This is a genomic window from Paraburkholderia rhizosphaerae (assembly GCF_004366595.1).
Lineage (GTDB): Bacteria > Pseudomonadota > Gammaproteobacteria > Burkholderiales > Burkholderiaceae > Paraburkholderia > Paraburkholderia rhizosphaerae.
The window spans coordinates 90,272-108,423 of record NZ_SORE01000011.1 but is presented as its reverse complement, the minus strand read 5'-3'; the positions used below and the strand labels follow the sequence as shown (position 1 = coordinate 108,423).

Annotated in this window: 14 protein-coding genes and 1 pseudogene; 6 read left to right on the top strand and 9 right to left on the bottom strand. The window is 59.1% G+C overall.

Going from position 1 to position 18,152, the window contains the following annotated elements:
• Positions 1-209 precede the first annotated feature (209 nt).
• The gene (locus BX592_RS16125; protein WP_134192821.1) at positions 210-512 is read left to right on the top strand and encodes a hypothetical protein; all 303 of its coding nucleotides are present in this window, start codon (positions 210-212) and stop codon (positions 510-512) included.
• A 281-nt stretch (positions 513-793) separates the two neighbouring features.
• Here BX592_RS16125 and BX592_RS16120 read toward each other — a convergent pair whose 3' ends face one another.
• Together BX592_RS16120 and BX592_RS16115 are read right to left on the bottom strand one after the other, a co-directional pair.
• Positions 794-1,189, bottom strand: a complete 396-nt coding sequence (locus BX592_RS16120; RefSeq protein ID WP_134192820.1) for a YqhA family protein — start codon at positions 1,187-1,189, stop codon at positions 794-796.
• 264 nt (positions 1,190-1,453) lie between these two features.
• A complete protein-coding gene (locus tag BX592_RS16115) occupies positions 1,454-2,524 on the bottom strand; it encodes an IS110 family RNA-guided transposase (protein WP_134192943.1) in 1,071 nt (356 codons plus the stop codon).
• An 846-nt stretch (positions 2,525-3,370) separates the two neighbouring features.
• On the opposite strand from BX592_RS16115, the gene BX592_RS16105 reads away from it, so the two are divergent.
• Both BX592_RS16105 and BX592_RS16100 read left to right on the top strand, forming a co-directional pair.
• A complete protein-coding gene (locus BX592_RS16105) occupies positions 3,371-4,288 on the top strand; it encodes a mechanosensitive ion channel family protein (RefSeq protein ID WP_134192818.1) in 918 nt (305 codons plus the stop codon).
• A gap of 131 nt (positions 4,289-4,419) precedes the next feature.
• Positions 4,420-4,802: pseudogene (locus BX592_RS16100) on the top strand (transposase); the annotation flags it as partial.
• Between the two features lie 201 nt (positions 4,803-5,003).
• On the opposite strand, the gene BX592_RS16095 reads toward BX592_RS16100, so the two are convergent.
• Complete coding sequence (locus BX592_RS16095; RefSeq protein ID WP_134192817.1) at positions 5,004-6,014, bottom strand: DNA-binding protein; 1,011 nt, start codon at positions 6,012-6,014, stop codon at positions 5,004-5,006.
• 154 nt (positions 6,015-6,168) lie between these two features.
• Here BX592_RS16095 and BX592_RS16090 point away from each other — a divergent pair, with 154 nt between their 5' ends.
• On the top strand, positions 6,169-7,341 hold the full coding sequence (locus BX592_RS16090; RefSeq protein ID WP_134192816.1) for a tyrosine-type recombinase/integrase: 1,173 nt from the start codon (positions 6,169-6,171) through the stop codon (positions 7,339-7,341).
• 103 nt (positions 7,342-7,444) lie between these two features.
• Here BX592_RS16090 and BX592_RS16085 read toward each other — a convergent pair whose 3' ends face one another.
• The 6 genes from BX592_RS16085 to wrbA form a co-directional block, all read right to left on the bottom strand.
• On the bottom strand, positions 7,445-8,215 hold the full coding sequence (locus tag BX592_RS16085) for an HD domain-containing protein (protein ID WP_134192815.1): 771 nt from the start codon (positions 8,213-8,215) through the stop codon (positions 7,445-7,447).
• 715 nt (positions 8,216-8,930) lie between these two features.
• A complete protein-coding gene (locus BX592_RS16080) occupies positions 8,931-9,386 on the bottom strand; it encodes a carboxymuconolactone decarboxylase family protein (RefSeq protein WP_134192814.1) in 456 nt (151 codons plus the stop codon).
• Positions 9,387-9,398: 12 nt separating this feature from the next.
• Positions 9,399-9,794 carry a cupin domain-containing protein gene (locus BX592_RS16075; RefSeq protein WP_243849570.1) on the bottom strand — a complete coding sequence of 132 codons (396 nt, stop codon included), beginning with the start codon at positions 9,792-9,794 and terminating at the stop codon, positions 9,399-9,401.
• A 483-nt stretch (positions 9,795-10,277) separates the two neighbouring features.
• The gene (locus tag BX592_RS16070; RefSeq protein WP_134192812.1) at positions 10,278-10,715 is read right to left on the bottom strand and encodes a MarR family winged helix-turn-helix transcriptional regulator; all 438 of its coding nucleotides are present in this window, start codon (positions 10,713-10,715) and stop codon (positions 10,278-10,280) included.
• Between the two features lie 252 nt (positions 10,716-10,967).
• Entirely contained in the window at positions 10,968-12,056 is a 1,089-nt protein-coding gene (locus BX592_RS16065; protein WP_134192811.1) for an acyl-CoA dehydrogenase family protein, read from the bottom strand.
• Between the two features lie 776 nt (positions 12,057-12,832).
• Complete coding sequence (wrbA, locus tag BX592_RS16060) at positions 12,833-13,435, bottom strand: NAD(P)H:quinone oxidoreductase (protein WP_134192810.1); 603 nt, start codon at positions 13,433-13,435, stop codon at positions 12,833-12,835.
• A gap of 846 nt (positions 13,436-14,281) precedes the next feature.
• Here wrbA and BX592_RS16055 point away from each other — a divergent pair.
• Positions 14,282-15,568 (top strand): glycosyltransferase, encoded by a 1,287-nt coding sequence (locus BX592_RS16055; RefSeq protein WP_134192809.1) that lies wholly within the window; start codon positions 14,282-14,284, stop codon positions 15,566-15,568.
• A 587-nt stretch (positions 15,569-16,155) separates the two neighbouring features.
• The gene (locus BX592_RS16050; protein WP_208327906.1) at positions 16,156-17,559 is read left to right on the top strand and encodes an FAD-binding oxidoreductase; all 1,404 of its coding nucleotides are present in this window, start codon (positions 16,156-16,158) and stop codon (positions 17,557-17,559) included.
• Positions 17,560-18,152: the final 593 nt, after the last annotated feature.

The following is an 18,152-nucleotide window of genomic DNA, read 5'->3' as shown; positions in this document are numbered from 1 at the left end:
CGCAAATATTTCCGGATGACAATTTGCCACGCAACATCAGCATGCCTGGCGGTTGATTGCTATGGGTACGATTAGTAAAATTACTGACAGCAAAACGTAATAAAGACAGGCAACGCAACGAACTCACCTTTCGGCATGTCTGGTTTTGCCCTGTCAACTTTATGGTGAGCTCTATGAAGTTAGTAAACCTATTTAATTGAGGAAACGTTATGAAAAACACTGTCAAAAAATTCGGCGCAGTCCTTATGGTTGTTGGCATGCTCACAGCCGTGCCTGCAATGGCCCAGCAATCGGCCGTCGTGTCTGAGCACTCAACCGCGACAATCACTCATAACGATCCAATCGTTCAAAAGCGGATGGAGGTTCGCGAGGCTAACCGGGAGCATCGCGCAAATCGGGCCGAAGCGAGACAGACCTTCAGGGGAGAAGTCAGCGAATCAAGAGCTGAGCGCAATCAGTCCGTACAGGACTCCCGTGCCCGCGCGCAGGAAGCGCTGAATGCCGCCAATTGATGTTGTACAGCGCCTGGATATCCGGTGGGTTCGCACCGGAGTCCAGTGCTGACTTCGCGTCAGCTCTGGATACGCATGCGGACAATTACATTGGTCTCCACCTCTACTTTGTAACGCGGACCGAGAACGCATCCGCTTCGTGTCGCATTGATCGCCGAGCCTTCGTCCAGCAAGGGCGCGGGGAGATGCCGAATCGCAACCCGAAGCGAAAAGCTTCAACGAAATATATCTTCCTTGTCCACCACGTCCATACCTGCGGTGCCACCTCCCTCACATGAGACTCATCGCCTCCGGCCGATATTTTTCTTGAGAAAGAACGTAAGGGCGGCAATCACGAGCGCCAATGCGCCACCAAAGGCAGCAAGGTCACGGGTACCATCCCAGGCTACGGCCTCACGCAAGAACAGTACGGCGAGAACCGCAATAACGACGCTGACCAGATGTCCCTTCAGGTCATCAAGGTCGTTGATCTCCAGCCAGTTCGGCAACGCAAACTTGTCATCGACGAACAGCGTATAGAGCCCAATACTGATGATGTAGACAGCGATTGCGATCAGAAACACATCAACGGCCTCAACGATTCCGACCGCCAGATTTTTTGCCGACTTGGCGGAGAATGAACCGCCTATAAGGACCTCCCCATTTCTGCAAGCAGGTTTTGATGATTCATTGGTCAAGCACCGATATCACTCGAGGCGTGAGTGGCATGGATGGCGAAGAGACAGACTGCATGCCTATAAACGGCCTTTCTGGGCGTGATGAGATCTGCTTCGCCCGGGCCCTGATAGTAACCGCGCAGCGGGACTCCATCCCCGGGTCGGCGATTCGATGCGCTGTGGCGCCTGACGGTTCATCGAGTTCGCCCGCTGCCGGTCTGACCTGTTCGCTATCCTTTACCTATGCGTCTTCGAGTGGGAAGTAACTTCTTGTCGGCTCCTGGTTCACATGTCTGTTGCGCGATTCACCACACGCGGAACACCGTTTACATGCGATGGATCGAATTTTTCGCCCTTCGCGAGCACGGCCCAGAGAATGCGCGCATGCTTGTTGGCGACGGCGACCAAGGTCTTGTAATAGCCGATGCGGGCCTGCAGTTGAACGATCCAACGCGAGAGCCTATCGACGCGTCGCGGTGCAGTAAGAATGGCCGAACGCGCGCCTTGATATAGCAACGTTCGCAGATAGTCGTTACCTTGTCTGGTGATGCGCCCGAGCCGTTGTTTGCCGCCGCTGCTATTCTGCCTGGGTACGGTACCGATCCAGGCTGCCATCTGCCGACCATTTTTGAATTGCCGTGCGTTGACAACGGTTGCGACAGCGGCAGATGCGGTCAGAGGGCCTACGCCACACACCTCCATGCAGCGTTGCGCCTGTTCGTCGTGGACGGCGTGTTCAGCGATCTGTTTGTCGAGCCAGGCGATTTCCTGATCGAGCACCTGGCACTGCACCCAGCCCCGCATCAGCGCTTGGCGCGCAGGACCTGCAAGTTCGTTGCTACCGTCCTCGAGACGGTCGACGAAGTGCTTGTGTAACGAACCGATGCCTTGCGGCAGAAACACGCCGAACTCGGCAAGAAGCCCGCGCAACCGATTCACCAGTGCGGTACGCTCCTCGACGAACCCGGTCCGCATGCGGTGAAGTACAAGCACACTTTGCTGGGCAGGTGACTTGATCGGCACGAAGCGCATCTGTGGGCGGCTTGCCGCCTCGCAGATCGCTTCGGCATCCTGTGCATCATTCTTCACGTGTGGACCTCCTTTGCGATAGGGGGCAGCGAATTGTGGTGGAATGAGCCGGACATCGTGTCCGAGCGCGCGTAGCTTGCGGGCCCAATAATGGGCACCGCCGCACGCTTCCATCGCGACCAGGCAAGGCTCAAGATTGGCAAACCAGTTCACAAACCGTTCGCGAGAAATCGCCTTGCGTGCAACTACACGTTCGGCACCGTCAACTGCGTGGACCTGCATGACATTCTTCGCCAGATCTACACCAACGCGAGTAATCCGTTCCATGACTTCCCCCTTCACTGAAGGTTGCGTAGCAACAGCCATGATGACACCGATAGATGCCGCTCTGGCGATGGGGGAGGTCCTTACCAATTTCCGGATTGTATTTACCGTGCCCAGGACTAAAACGATTACCTCATATAAAGTCAGCGCCACGGAACACAACAACATCCCGACGACGGGAATGATCATGATGTAGCGGCTCGGGGCCAGGATACGTCGCAGCATCAGCGGAACCTCCGTTAGGGGCCAGCGTGCATCGGTGGACATCGCGTGCGTGCGGCGTATCCCGCCAGAGCCTGCTGATGGAGTGCAAGCCGAAGTCCTGTATTTTCACACATCGGTGCAGGGCGTTACTGGAAAACGCACCAAAGCCGCAGGCGTAGTCCGTATTGAATATGTCACCGTAGATATGGCTTGGGCTTGTACGACAAAGCTAAGATGCGAAAAATAGCTCCCTCTGAAAAATTTGCATCGAAGATTGACCCACATGTTCAAATACCTGCTTGGACGCCCGCAGTGACCCGCCTGATTTCTTCGGACGGTTTCAATCCTGGAGTACGGCGTCGATTGCTTCACCTGAACAATACCGCTGCTTGAACGCGTTGGGTGTCAGATGGGCCAGACTCGAATGCGGCCGGACGGCATTGCAGTCGTGCATCCGCGATGATGAAGCGGGCAGGCAAAGGTTGGTATTCGCAGGATGTGAGGGCTCATGTGGGACGCCGAAAACACCCAAAATGGAAGTTTTCTGGTTAAGTTTCCGGAAGCCAATCGAGGTCGCCCACATCTATAGTCGATGCTCGCGCGCGGCAATCCACCCGCTGTCCAATAAAGGGATCGTCAAGACACATGGAGAATCTTCTCGTCGAAATCAGTCCGGACAGATGGGCCTTCCTGCTGGATGCGCTCACCGTGTTTTCTATTCGTCTGTGCGCCGCTGCGGCGATACTGGTGATCGGATGGTGGATCGCGCGCCGCGCTTCGGTGTCGCTGAGCCGGCTGCTCGCGCGTCAATCACGCATGGACGCCACGCTGCGACCGATCGTCTGCGACATTGGTCTGTGGGGCATTCGCATTGTCGCGATCGTCGGTGCGCTGTCGCAGTTAGGCATCCAGACGGCTAGCATCATTGCCGTGCTTGGCGCCGCCGGTCTTGCGATTGGTCTCGCGCTGCAAGGCACGATGCAGAACATCGCGGCCGGCATCATGCTGCTGGTGTTGCGCCCGTTCAAGGTCGGCGACTATATCGAGGGCGGAGCCGGCAGTGTCGCGGGTACGGTCTTCGAAGTCAATCTGTTCACGACGCGCCTCACCAAACCCGACGGCATCTGCGAATACGTGCCGAACAGCGCGTTGTGGAGCAATTCGATCCGCAACTTCAGCCGCAATCCGATGCGCCGGCTCGATCTCGAAGTGGAGATTTCGATCGGTGACGATGTGGATCGCGCGCTTGAGGTGCTGCGCACCCTCGCCGCGGCCGACCCGCGTGCGCTCCGCGATCCCGCACCGCAGGTGATGGTCATCCGCTTCGACGACAGCACGGCGGTGCTGAATATCCGCGTCTGGTCGAAAACGGACATGTTCTGGACCATGCGATGGGAGCTCGCGCGCCAGGTGCGTCAGACACTGACCGACGCGCAATGTTCGCTGCCGTTGCGCACGCGAGAATTGCACATCGTGTCGAGCGCGACGGCTGAGACGGCCACCGATACAGCCGCAGGTCAGGCAGGGTCATCCGCGATCAGAAAACCGGATCAGGGGCCGTAACTCCAATTCTTCGAACCCGTGGATTGTTGACAAGCCGGCACCTGTCTTCAAAACAGGTAACGCGCATAACGTATTAAACGTGTCTCCACATGTACCGGCCGTATCTGTTGGTGATCTCTTCGACTGCCGACGAAGCCGCGTTACACGAGGCCGTTCTCAACTGGCGCTTCTATCCGGCGGTGCATGGGCCTGCAGACCATGCGGGGCGTGCAGTTTACCACCGCGGTGGGGATGTTCGCGGAGCTGGGCGATCTTCACGCTTCGCACCCCCACCAGTTGATGACCTGGCCAGGCGCCACGCCGGTCCGAACACTTCTCAGGCGAGAAGCGGCAACAGCTATGCCAGAAGGCTGCTCGTCGAAGCAGCCTGGAGCTACCAGCACCCAGCCCGCGTAAGTCCTGACATTCAGCGACGCCACGAAGGGAGCCCACGCCCGTCGTTGACCACGCCTGGGATGCGCAGGCGCGCCTATGCCTACGCTATCGCGAGCTCGTCGCACGCGGCAAACAGGTTCCAGCTTGCTACCGGCCAGAGCTCCCACATCGGGTCGACAGGCAGTTGTGGGGTCGTTCAGCGACATTCGGAATCGCCGCCCAGGCGCTTAACGTACGAAAAAGTCCGAATCTTGAGTGCACTCCACCACGCGCTCTTCGTAACGCATGAGCGCCCCGATTTTCGGGCAGACCGCCTTCCGTCGCCCGCGTCCTGTGCCGCTCATGTCTTCGCGCCGCGTTTTCGAGCAGCAGCTTTCGCCGGGCTGGAGGACTGCCGGGCCATGCGCCGCGGGGCACGTCGTGCAGCACCGTCCGCACTGGACGCTTTCTGTCGCACGGATCTAACTTCCTGCGCCTGGGCCGCATGGCTTGCGCGCATCGCTTCAAGCCGACCTTCCAGCACGCCCGCCTGATGACGCAGATCGCCCACCTGGGTCTGCAGCGACTGGATCTCGGCCTGCGCCCGCTCGACGTCGCGGGCCGCGCGTTGCTGCGCGCTTTCCATGGCGCGTTGCAGACGCGTATTCGCGCTGCGTTCCCGCTCGATCTCTAGTAGGGCGCGCCTTTCCGCCGCCTGCAGACGTGTCTCGGCCAGATCCGTGCTGGCACGCTGCTTCTCGAGTTCGGCCGCGAAATCGGTGCGGGCCTGCGCCAGGGCCATGTCCCGCTCACGCAATACCTGCTGTACGCGCGCCAGCTCGCCCTCAAGCGCGTCACGTGTGGCCGCAGCCGCCGCCTGCGCCTGCTCGAGTTCCTGAATGCGAACCTGCGCGGCGAGCAGCGCATCCGTATGCTGACCCAGCGCCGACTCGGTACGCGCCAGATCCGCCTGCAGGGTCGCGACCGAGGCCTCGGCCGCGAGCCTGACAGCTTCCACTTCGTCCCGCAGGGTCGTTAGCGCATCCCGCGCCGCGCCGGCAGCGCGTTTCCACAGCATGGCCACCAGCTCGCCAGCGGCTTCGCGCAGTTCCTCGGGGAGATCGGCGTGCTCGATGCGCACGCGGCTTTTCTCGCGCAGGTCGGCCCAGAATCCGGCCAATACCGCGACGGGCGTGCTCATGCTGCCCCGCCGGACCAGCTGGTAGAGGCGGTTCGCCGTCGGCGTGACGCCATAGCGGAAGAACAGCAACGCACAGACTTCCCGATACAGGTCGCGGGTCCCCGGGAATTCGGCCTTGAGCTGCTCGATCTCGGCCCGCAGGCCGGCTTCGTCAGGAATGGCGTCGGACATGGGCATGCAGGGTAGAAGATCGATAATATTACTGTATAACTCATGAATTCCCTACTCTTTTTCGCCGGAATTTTGACATTAATCCTGTAATGTTGAAATAAACGGGGCGAGGTGCGAAAATCACCGCGCCACATCCTCGTAGCGGCCCAAATCCATGCAAACGACCCTGATCGCACCGCGCCCGCTGGACGTACTCGACCTGCCCGATGATCTCGACGGCCGCACCGGCGTGAACCGCGCCACCGGCCGCCGCCAGATCACCGCCGATGACGATCTCGCGGCCGTGCGCGCATGGCTGGCCCGTGTTGCCGATACCCGCACCACGTTCGAGAACTACCGCAAGGAAGCCGAACGGCTGCTGTTATGGTCGATCGTCCAGCTCGGCAAGCCGCTGTCATCGCTCACACACGAGGATCTGCTCGTCTACCAGCGCTTTCTCGCCGATCCGCAGCCGCGTGCACGCTGGGTCGCCACCGGGCGCAAGTTTGCCCGCGACGATCCGCGCTGGCGACCGTTCCACGGGCCGCTCGCCGCGACCAGCCAGCGTCAGGCGATGGTGATCATCAACGCACTCTTTTCGTGGCTCGTCGGTGCGGGCTATCTCGCCGGCAACCCGCTGTCGCTCTCGCGCCAGCGCGCGCGGCGGGCGGCGCCGCGTGTCACGCGCTTCCTCGGGCGCGACCTGTGGCAGGAGGTGAAGGCGTACATCGACTCGCTGCCCCGCGAGACGGACCGGGAGCGCGAGCGTTACTGGCGTGCGCGGTGGCTCTTCACCCTGCTCTACCTGGGCGGCCTGCGCATTTCGGAAGTCAGCGGCAATTCGATGGGACACTTCTTCTGCCGGCGCGACGCCGACGGGCACGAGCGCTGGTGGCTCCAGGTACTCGGCAAAGGCGACGTGGAGCGGCTCGTGCCCGCCTCCGCCGAAATGATGGTCGAGCTGGGCCGCTACCGGCGCGAACGCGGCCTGTCCGTGCTGCCCACCCCGCATGAGGACACGCCGCTTGTGCTGCCCCTCGGAAAATCCACGAAGCCACTCACGCGCTCGGCGTTACACACGATCGTCAAGGACATTTTCGCCGGCGCCGCCGGAAAACTCCGTCTGCGCGGTGACGAATATGTCGTCCGCGCCGCGCAGCTCGAGCGGGCGTCCGCGCACTGGCTGCGCCACAGCGCAGGCTCCCACATGGCCGACGGCGACATCGATCTGCGACTCATCCGCGACAACCTTGGTCACGCGTCGCTGACCACGACGAGCCTCTACCTGCATGCCGACGACGACCAGCGGCATCAGCAAACCGAGGAGAAACATCGCATGGACTGGTAGATGAACCTGCTGTGATCGCGACGAGGCGCCGGTCGGAAGGACAGGCTAGACGTCACAAAGTCGAGGTCCTTTACACCGCCGCCGCGGCGTTCCTCAACAATAGTTATTTTCCTTTGGCCCAAGGCGAGCGACGCATCAGAGCGCTGAAGTCCCGGCGAACGAACCGTGGATCCTTATAGGCCATCACATCGGCCAGACCCGTTCCCTGTGTAGTTTCAGGACGATGCTTGAGGCTGTCGTAGAGCGATTGCATAAATTCCTCTGCAAATCCGGGAGGATGTGGGTAAGCGGCCTCGACCGCGCTTCTCTGTGCGCTCGTGAAGTCGTCATATCCGGTGCCCACCAGGTCCATGTTTGCACCATCCGCCACAAGCGCAGCGAGCGGGAACAGATTTGCCGAGATCCCGTTCGTCGTATGCAAAGCAATGGCAAGCCAGACCGTCTGGCTATCGGCTTCGGGAATGGCGTGACTGCGCAGGAAATCACGAGCTGCATTTGCTCCGTCGACTTCATATCGCAAATGGCTTTCCTGATATCGCTGAGTCAGGCCAAAATCATGAAACATCGACGCGACATAGAGAAGTTCCGGATCGATTGCGAAGCCCTTGCGTTTCCCTGCCATCGCGGCCCAATAGTAGACGCGCAGGGAATGGTCAAACAGGAACTCGCCCTCAGACTCCCGAACGAGCTGCGTTGCATCGCGCGCGAGCTGACTATCAGGAACAGTTATGCCGGCAAGAGCATCCTCTGCATCACGATGAATCGAATTGGCGGCTGAAGGTAGAGGCGCCGCGCTTGCGGATGCTTGAACGGTGCTGGCAAAGGCGGCCGCGATGATGACAAGCCCGGCGATGATTGTGGGTCGGATTTGCATGTTTATGCTCCTAATGAATACATGACGAAGAAAGCGTCGTTCTCGACAGCGACGTCATTAAAGTAGGAATGCTCATCGCTACATCAACGCCAAGTAAACATGCAATTCATGCCACCTTTGGCACGAAACACCTGGGCCCAGAAAAGCAGCTTTTATTTATCGACCTTCGTCTTCCGAACACGCTGGCCGGATTGTCAGCTAATACGCCAGCGTCCGGCGCCTCACCAGACTTAGCGACGGAGGCACACCGACAAACGGGATGTCAGCGCCGCCATGCGATCACATGCGTCATTCAGGAAATGTCCCGACTAGCGCCGAAGTGTAGGTGGACACTGCAATGGAAGATAATCCGGTTGCAAACCGGGGCAGCTATCCCCCATACCGTCGGCCAGTGCGCTACATGAGCACGCAACCATGATGCCTTTCCGCCCGGCATATGGCCTGCGACCCAGACGCTCTGCCTTGACCCAAGGTCGCGCCATGAGAATTCCATTCCGGTCGTGTTGCATCTCTCCGACCGTCGGAGCGGGTATCCACAGCGGCGGGGCGCAAGCCGGTAGCCCGCAGGCTCCTGCGGTTTGCACCTCGCAAGTGCATTGCGCCGCAGGATGTCTGTCACACCGTTGATCTGTGATCTGTCTCTCAGACGTACTCGCTCGCTCAGTCACAGCGCACGATCCTGACCTTTCTGAAAGAAATTCAGTCCCGCATCAGCTCACATCTCGAGCACTGCACGTGGTGTGTTGCGGAAGCTTATCGCCATGCGGTTGTACACGTTCATGAGGCTAATAGCGATCGTAAGGTCAACGATTTCCTGTTCGCTGAACACCTTCCTTGCGGCGTCGTACTCGTCGTCCGGAACACCGGTATCGGCCACGAGCGTTACCGATTCAGCCCACGCAAGCGCCGTGCGCTCCCGCAGGTCGAACAGTTCCCCGGCTTCGCGCCATGCCTGCAACAAAGCAAGCCGCTCGGTTTTTTCTCCGCGCTCCAGAAGGTCACGCGTATGCATGTCGAGGCAGTATGCGCATCCATTAATCTGCGACACCCGTAAGTAGACGAGGTCAACCAGAATTGGCGAGAGCGTGGTGCTTGACACATATCCGTAAACGCCTGCCAGGGATTTGGCGCCGGCAGGGGAAACCTTGTTGTAGTCAAGTCGCTGTGACATTTCGCTATCCTCTCATTTCAAAGGTACAGTCAATTTCTTGTCGACGGTGTCGACAAGAAACACGGCCAGCATCCTGGCGGGCTCGCTGGAGCTTGCATTGCGACTTACCGGATGGCGCGACCCCGGTGCCTCGTAGAAGCTTTCGCCGGCATGCAAAACGCGCACAGGCCCATCGTCGACCTGGCTTTCAATCGTGCCCGACAGCACGTACGCGTAGACGAACGCAGTCGGCGCATGGCGATGAGGCAAAGATGCGGCGCCGGGCGGATAGTCCACGAACACAGCCGTAACAGACTTGCCCGGCATATTGGGCACTGCGTGCGAAAAGGCGAGCGTCACTGTCTCGTGCTGTTGCTCAACCGCTGCAGGCACCGCGGCAGCGACAGTGATCGTCGCGGACAGCACCATAAGCATCCATCGAACGTAAGTCACGTTGTTTCCTCCTATGACAGACCCTACTTGGCGCATTCAGCAATTGAGTGCCGGCCTTGGAAATACCTAAACAATAGGGACGTTGATCGTGGCAGGAAATGACGTTTTTGATATATTTTCAGGACATCGCGCATCGGAGATGCTGAGCGTCGAGGTCCGGATGCGCAGATGATGCTTCGAGAGCGACGCGAGCTCCGTTTCTTGTAGCGACTCGCCGCGATCCACGATCGTCGTGGTAGGCGAGCCTCGCCTTCAATCGAATATGCTGCATCCTCGCGAGAATAACGCTGTTAAGGTGATCTGCGCGACTATGGCCCGGGCGAATGGGTTAGTGCTGCGGACCATCTCCTCGCCATGGCTTGGCACGACGGTGATACTTGCGGGACTCATCGGTCGAAAGCATCACGTCGAAGCGTACCATTCGCGCGCGCACCAGATCTTATGATCGGTTCAGAGAACTCAGTCAAGCAGTAGTTTGTATAGCAAGCGGCGCAATTCGTCGTGCTCGGCAGGGGAAAAATTCCGCAGCCGCGCATTGAGGACGTTCGGCGCGAGTTCCGCAATTCGCCGGGAGGCAGCACGTCCTGCGGCGGTAAGCTGCAGATTGACTACCCTGCGGTCCATTGTATCGCGCGAACGATCAAGCAAACCGAGTGCATCCAGCCTGTCCAGCATGCGAGTCATGAGGCCCGAATCCACGCCCAGCTGTCGCGACAAGCCTGCCGGCGTAGCAGTCGGCTCGCGCATTAGCGACATCAGAATTCCAATGTACTGGGCTTTCACGTTCAGCTCCGCCAACGCGGCATCCATGTCCGCGACGATCTGGTTACGTGCCTTGTTGAGCAGAAACCCGACGCTGCCAATGTGATGGAAATTCTCTGCCGTGTAAAACGACATCTTTGGCTCCTCGTACCATGTAATGGATAGACTGCGTCCGCCTGGCGGCACCCATTCGCAGCAGCTATGCGCGACTCGAAAAATTCTCCGATTCCTATTCAGGCAGTCAGGGGTAGCCTCGTCACCGCGTGTGGCTCGCCTGACCCTTCGCATGTGGGACAAGACCAGTCACCGCCCGGACGGATTGGCGACTTTCCGGCGCGACGCGATGCCGTTGTTCAGATGCGAATCCCGGCAGACAATACGAGGCACTCACGGACCCTCAAAGAGCGTGGCGAAACTCCTGATCGCAACTTCCGCGCATAGGCCAAGCGTGCGTGCGTCTCGCCATCTCGACTGCATCTCAATCTGGTCGTCGTCCGTCTTGCCATGGCAGATGCTAGCCAGCGAATCGACCGCCGTCAGAATCAGGTGGCCAGCTAGAACGGCGGTGCGACGGATACCCCTGCATTCATCCGTTACCAGTGGCACATTGCAGATTGCACGTACCTGCATCCTTTGGAGCAGCCCTGAAAGCATGTGTGTGGCCGCGTCGATGTTGCGTAAAGCTTCGAGAGTCACACGAGTATCCCTCCGTAATACCTGACGCCCTGAAGCGGGCGCTCTCGCAGCGGCAGCCACGCCATAAAGAGGCAAGACTGCGTGAATGGTCAACAAGGCTGCAGCGGATAGCCGATATTGCCAATAACCGGCCTGAGCGTTCCCATCGCCTCGCATCAGTGCTTTCAAAGATACGGTGCGGTGTTTGGGTACGAATACAGACCGGATAAGAATTTCGGGATTCGCGCCGGCATCGAATCCGAATGTTTCCCGGCCGCCACGCAGCATAATGTCAGAAATGGGAATGAGCACAATCGCCACTTCTTCGTGTTTTTTTCTCTTTCGTGGGTTCGGTATCACCAGGATGTTCCATCGAGCGCGCCAGTTCCAGACGACTGGCTTCCAAGTCCCATTCTTTATCAGGATGCCGCCCGTGGCGCGTTCGGCGCTAGCATCATATGGCAAAAGGGCCATTGAGACGAACGGGCGATGGAATTCGTCCGCATGTGCACTGCCTATCTCATCCGGAAAATATTTGTGCGCGAGCCAAACCGCGACGTTGCCCCACCCCGCTTCCCACGCCGCGCGGCCGCCATCACGGTGGCCGATCCCCGCGATCTCTTTCGCGTAGTCGCCCAGGGACAACTGCGTTTTCCGATCCTTCTTCGGAAGAAGCATGTCGAACAGGCCTTCGCTACAAAGATCTGTTGAACCTGCACACACTTCTGCATGTTGACTTGATCGGCCAGATCTCAAGAATGAGAACGCAGCGATGTTGAATCCACCTGTCCTGTCTGCCATGAGCTTCCGACATCGTGAAAGATTGTGCTGAAGCTGAAACCCATGCGTTGCGATTGCAACGACCGGAGTCAATCACTGCAGCTCCGGCTCGCCAGGGCATCCTGTTTTATCAAGTTTACCTTACTTCTGACCTGTCAAATATACATCCAAAGTGCGGCGCTCGGATTCAAATGCTGTTGATATTTGCTGAGCGCGCGTCTCTTGTGAAGAGGGAGTGGATGATTCAACGCGAGGCGCGAAAAGGCAATATTGATATTTTCTGGACAGAAAAGCCGATTGTGGTCGAACGGCTATGGACCCTCGCCGGCTCCTCCAGGAGATGCCGTGAATACCCCGTATCGCACCGGTGGCGCGATCCGTCGGCGGAATCTGGTAGCTGGCGTTGCGCGTAAATGCCATCTTCGCGATGGCCCTGTACGGTGACTGGCAACGCGTCGTGCTCGTGATCGCGGCTGAGACGGAAGTGAAACCGATCCTGATCGACTCGACATCTTCGTCGCCACGCTTGAATTGGAGGCGCGGCTCAGGATGAAACTAACAATTCGGCACTTACATTCGAGGATTTACGAAAGCGACGCCTGTTGACGCATCTTTGCTCCCTGAGCTTCAGCGGTCGATGCCGTTCACTCTACGCCTTCAGGTTTGGGGCTGGCAGCCGGCTTTACCTTCTCTCCGGAGGTTTTAGAAGCTGTGCAGCTGGCACCTCGTACCAGCCCCAGTGAATTGACGAGTTGGTGCGCCGTGAATCCGCACAGCTTGCTGCTTCGATGTAGGCGTTAGGATGCGATCTTCGCAGCAAGCTCTGCGACGTGCTTGCCCTGATAACGCGCGATTTCCAGTTCGTTCTCGCTGGGGCGGCGGCCGCCGTCAGCGCCTGCAAGGGTCGTTGCGCCGTAAGGCGTACCGCCGGTAATTTCGTCCATCTTCACAAGACCCGGGCATGCATACGGCACTCCAACAATCACCATGCCGTGGTGCAGGAGAGTCGAATGGAACGACGCTATGGTCGTCTCCTGCCCGCCATGCTGAGTGCCGGTAGACGCAAACACACTGCCAATCTTTCCGACCAGCGCACCTTTCATCCACAGACCTCCCGTCTGGTCCAGAAAGTTGCGCATCTGGGCAGCCATGTTTCCAAAGCGCGTTGGAGTTCCGAAGATGATGGCGTCGTACTCCCCAAGTTCTTCAACAGTCGCAATCGGAGCGGCCTGATCAAGCTTGATGCCGGCGGCCTTCGCCTGCTCGACCGGGATCGTCTCCGGCACTCGCTTAAGCGTCACAGTCGCACCGGCTGCCGATCTCGCGCCCTGGGCGACGGCGTCCGCCATCGTCTCGATATGACCATAGGACGAGTAATACAGGACCAGAATCTTTGCCATTTGGGTTCCCCAAGTCTTGACAGGAAAATTTGAGAAGACGCTGACCGAACAGCAAAAGCACGAAGGCGCCCTGCAAACCGTACATCCCGAGAGATGCGCCCGACCGGAGCGCGGCCAGCGGACAACAGGCGAAGCTTATACGAACCTGTTGTGTGATCAATTCCGTGTAAGGAGACATTCCGTCACACTGTTGTTGACGATGACGATTAGAACGGACTTGCGAGAGAGCCTCGAACTCTCTGAGTGGCGGCGTTCATTTGTTGCCACCGCCAGCTCGTAGATCCGGGCGAGGCTAGTACGCCGCTTTTTCATGGTCGTCGCGTAGCGGGTGGGTGCGATTTCCCGAGGAACGCAGCCTTGCTGTCCCGGCTCAGCCGAGGGTGGAAAGTCGACGTTGTCACCGTCGCTTCAGGAACATATCCGCGTGTAAACGAACTTCGACGTGAAGAGCCCGCCTATCGAACGAGGTTGCTCTACGTCGCAGACTGCCAGTCATAAAGTGCTGGGACAAGTCGCCGGTTCAGTATGCGCGTCCTGCGGACGGCCATTATCTCAACTGGAACGCTCATGTCCCGAAACTGACGCAAATGTGTCGTCTTCCTAGCGCGCTTGGCCCTTATGATCTGCAGATCGGCGTCTTTCCGACCCGAACGGGACGGACTGTGTACAAGCAGATCTTCATTGCGCAGTGCATTGCCGCTGAGCCAGTGCGAACGTGCCGCTGAGAAATACCCGGGTGGATGCCCGCCATCCAGGCGAACATCTTCCGGTGACTCGCCGTAAGAACCTTGCAGCGATTGCGCTCGCTGTTTGCGGTGATTGCCGAAATTACATTTCAAGGGAAGCATGAAAGTTCTCATCGTTTCTACGCCCGCTCCGGGCCTGTTCAACCCGCTGCTTGCTATCGGGCGTATCTTGCTCTCCGCTGGTCACGAAGTCGCTTGCTTGACGTGTAGCGCGTTTCGCCAGCGCGTCGAAGGCATTGGTGCAAAGTTCCATCCCCTTCCTGCGCAGGTCGATCTCGATCCGGGAAATATCCACGCGGTGGCTCCTGAACTGAAAGACATCCCTCCTGGGCCGCAGTGGCTGCGAGTTTCTCTGGAGCGAGTGTTTGTCGATAGCATCCGCGGCCAGCACGACGGAATACAGCAGGCACTTCGGGACTTTCCAGCGGACGTTATCGTGGCTGACGACATGTTTTTTGGCGTGCTGCCGATGCTTCTTGGGCGGCGTTCGGACCGGCCTCCCGTTATTGTTTGCGGGACCTCCGTTCTGCACTGGCGCCGCGAAGACGGAGCGCCAGTATTTTCCGGACTTCCGCCTGCAACCACCAAGGCTCAGTTCGATAAGTACGCAATCATTGCGCAGGACTATGACCGCATTGTCAACCAGCCATTAGCATTCCGGTTAAATCAGGTACTCGCCGGCCTGGACCTCGGGCCCGTATATACCCCTCTTCTGGAATCCGTTGTGGAACTCGCAGACGTTGATATGCAGCTTTCCGTTCCGGGTTTCGAGTTTCCGCGTGCCATGCCGGCTACGGTAAATTTCGTCGGCGCCCTGCCGATCGTCCCAGACCAAGCCCCGCTTCCTGCCTGGGCTCATGAACTGGACGGTTCGCGCAAGGTCGTTCTGGTTACGCAGGGCACGGTGGCCAATCGTGATTTTGGTCTACTGGTTGCCCCAACGCTGGCGGCCCTCGCCAACGAACGCGATCTGCTCGTAGTAGCCACAGCAGGGGGCCGGTCAATCGACGCGATACCTGGCCCCATTCCTGCCAACGCGCGCCTCGCGAGCTACTTGCCGTTCGAATGGATCTTGCCGAAAACCGATGTGTTCGTCACCAACGGGGGATATGGCAGTGTCAACCAGGCGATGAGCTACAGCATCCCTCTCGTCACTGCAGGCCTGACCGAAGACAAAGCCGCTGTGAACGCGCGCGTCGCATGGTCGGGTGTAGGGATCGATCTGGAGACAAACCAGCCGTCGCCCGAGGCACTGCGCGAAGCAATCCGGACTGTGCTCGAAAACCCCCGGTACCGCGGACGCGCGTCGCTAATGGCGGAACAATTTGCCGCGATCGATACACGATCTGAAATCCTCAGGATCGTCGCAGCCATCGGCTCCCGTTGATACCGATCGTTACCATGTACCGATGGCAAGTTGAACTCGGTGAACAGCGCCCATAATGCGGCAAACAGATTGTTGGTGCATGGCAAAGCGCTGGCGGTCCGTTTCGATCGTATTGGGCGGCTTGAAGGTATAGGCTTTTCGGACACGATAACTTCCTCAGTCAGTTTAACACATCGCCAATACAGACAATAGCTCGCATACCTTATCAAATCACTCGATCCCCGGTACCTTATATTCCCCGGGGCTCGATACGTAGTGACCATGGTCGCACGGGAAGTCCACTTGACAGGATTTAGTTGTTTCTGCCATGGCACGATAAGAAACGATCAAGGCTTCGTCCCTTCGCGACAGCGGTCCTACGACCGGATTTGTGCCGGCATTCCCCGCCCGATTGAGGCATGAGCCTTGGAATACTCCCCGCCATGCGAGTGTTCTACAACATATAAACGCAATCGCAAAATGTAGCCGCGAATATCTTCGCACTACTGTCTCAATGTCTGAATTCTGCGTAATCGTCCGCTGAACAAAATGCACGCGGAGCGCCTTCGCTATACGGATTTCGGCCTCTAATTACAGGGTATGCATGTATGTCTTTGAACGATTTGTCACTGCCTCCAGTATCTCCAGCGGATGCCGCGTCCCTCGCGGTCATGGTCACGGGCTCGGTTCTGCTGCCGGGCGACGCCGGCTTCGATGACGAACGCGCGGTCTGGAACCTGAATCACGAGCTGAGGCCCGCGATAATCGTAGTGCCGCAGAGCGCGGCCGACGTCCAGGCCTCCATTCGTTTCGCAGCAGAGCAGCATCGGCCGGTCCTCGTGAAAGCCACCGGCCACCAGATAGTCGGCCAGGCGCACGGCGCCGTCGTGATCGCAACCCGACAGATGAACGATGTCACCATCGACGTAGTTGGCCGCACGGCCCGGGTCGGTGCCGGCGCTGTCTGGTCGGAGGTCGTTGAAAAAGCGGCCAGAGCCGGACTGGCTCCGCTGAACGGGTCGAACCTGACCGTGGGAGTTACCGGTTACACCTTGGGTGGTGGGCTCAGCCCTACCCTCGGCCGCTCGTTCGGCTATGCCGCCGACCATGTGCGATCGCTCGATGTGGTGACTGCCGACGGCGAAGTGCGACACGTCGATGCGCAATGCGAGCCCGACCTGTTCTGGGCGCTACGCGGGGGCAAAGGCAACTTCGGGGTGGTCACCGCCCTGGAATTCAGCCTGTTTCCGGTGGCTCGGCTCTACGGCGGCGCAATATATTTCCCGGGTGAACGCACGGCCGATGTGCTGCGCGCCTGGACCGAGTGGCATCCGGGCACGCCGGAGTCCATGGTTACGTCCATCGCCGTGATGCGGATGCCGCCGATTCCTGAGGTGACCGAGCCCCTGCGCGGCAAATTTCTGGCGGCGGTGCGCATCGCCTACAGCGGCACGACTGCGGACGGCGAGCGGATGGTAGCGCCGCTGCGGGCGGTCGCGCCTGCAGTCTTCGATACAGTTCGGGACATGCCGTACACCGAGGTCGCGTCGATTCACGACGAGCCGACCGACCCCGTGCCCTATTACGAACGCGGCCTCACGCTGCGAGCGTTCCCCGCGCAGGCGCAGGACAAGCTGATCGAACTCGTCGGGCCACAGGCGGATACCGCGCTGGTGATCGCAGAGCTGCGCGCCCTGGGCGGTGCGTGGGACCGGGAGCCGGCAGTACCGAACGCCGTAGCGACCAGAGGCTTGCCGTACAGCCTGCTGGGCGTCGCGGCGGGTCCACTATCGCAGGAACAGCACCTCAAGAGGTCAGTCGCCGAATTGCTCGACGGCATGAAACCCTGGCAGGGTGACCGGCGGTACGTAAACAACGTCGCGCCGGAAGAAGCTGGCGACGCCATTGCGATCTACGGCCCGGAGCGCTACGCGCGCCTCGCGTCCGTCAAAAAGACCTACGACCCGGCCAACATGTTCCGGCTCAACCATAACGTGATTCCCGCCGCCTGACCAGACATTCGCTTGAAGCTGCTGTGCAGAAACGTCTATGTATCCGGGATCACGCGCTCCCGTCGTTTCTACTTGCGGTTCGTAGTTGGCGGCCGTGCCGTCTATCAGAGCAGGAATCGCGGGCAAACAACGCTCGGCGTTACGCTCGATAAGCGCGCCGGCGTGCCGGATGAAGAACGCAAGCGACGGAAATTCGCCATTCGGAATAAACCGTTCAGGTTGAGTCAGCTCCCTGGCTCGATCGGCTCGATCAGAGAGACGCAAATGCACATCGGGCGGCGGAGGAGGCACCGATTAATCAGGATGTCTAATGACATGTGATCAGCGGTATCGAATGACACGAAACCGAAGCTCTCGGATTTGCATACCGCCCCAAGCGGAGGCCGCCCCGATTTCCATCGCGGCACCGCCCAGAACCTGCAGATAATAGCGATGGCGACCCAAAACATATCCCGCCCGGTTCGGATGAAGAGCGCTTGCCGGGTATTTCGCTTCGGCGAGCGTTCTTCCGGAGTAGCCAGTCTGTCGCCCAATCGCGACCAGCGCTCAGCCTCCGTATAGCGAACGCGATCCCAGCGCTATGTCTGGCAGCC

Bases quoted from the DNA above. Each gene is read 5' to 3' on its own strand.
- BX592_RS16070 (WP_134192812.1), bottom strand. From the start codon at position 10,715: ATGTCGTTTTACACGGCAGAGAATTTCCATCACATTGGCAGCGTCGGG.
- BX592_RS16080 (WP_134192814.1), bottom strand. From the start codon at position 9,386: ATGTCACAGCGACTTGACTACAACAAGGTTTCCCCTGCCGGCGCCAAA.
- BX592_RS16085 (WP_134192815.1), bottom strand. From the start codon at position 8,215: ATGCAAATCCGACCCACAATCATCGCCGGGCTTGTCATCATCGCGGCC.
- BX592_RS16105 (WP_134192818.1), top strand. From the start codon at position 3,371: ATGGAGAATCTTCTCGTCGAAATCAGTCCGGACAGATGGGCCTTCCTG.
- wrbA (WP_134192810.1), bottom strand. From the start codon at position 13,435: ATGGCAAAGATTCTGGTCCTGTATTACTCGTCCTATGGTCATATCGAG.
- BX592_RS16125 (WP_134192821.1), top strand. From the start codon at position 210: ATGAAAAACACTGTCAAAAAATTCGGCGCAGTCCTTATGGTTGTTGGC.
- BX592_RS16075 (WP_243849570.1), bottom strand. From the start codon at position 9,794: ATGGTGCTGTCCGCGACGATCACTGTCGCTGCCGCGGTGCCTGCAGCG.
- BX592_RS16090 (WP_134192816.1), top strand. From the start codon at position 6,169: ATGCAAACGACCCTGATCGCACCGCGCCCGCTGGACGTACTCGACCTG.
- BX592_RS16050 (WP_208327906.1), top strand. From the start codon at position 16,156: ATGTCTTTGAACGATTTGTCACTGCCTCCAGTATCTCCAGCGGATGCC.
- BX592_RS16055 (WP_134192809.1), top strand. From the start codon at position 14,282: ATGAAAGTTCTCATCGTTTCTACGCCCGCTCCGGGCCTGTTCAACCCG.
- BX592_RS16065 (WP_134192811.1), bottom strand. From the start codon at position 12,056: ATGGCAGACAGGACAGGTGGATTCAACATCGCTGCGTTCTCATTCTTG.
- BX592_RS16095 (WP_134192817.1), bottom strand. From the start codon at position 6,014: ATGTCCGACGCCATTCCTGACGAAGCCGGCCTGCGGGCCGAGATCGAG.
- BX592_RS16115 (WP_134192943.1), bottom strand. From the start codon at position 2,524: ATGGAACGGATTACTCGCGTTGGTGTAGATCTGGCGAAGAATGTCATG.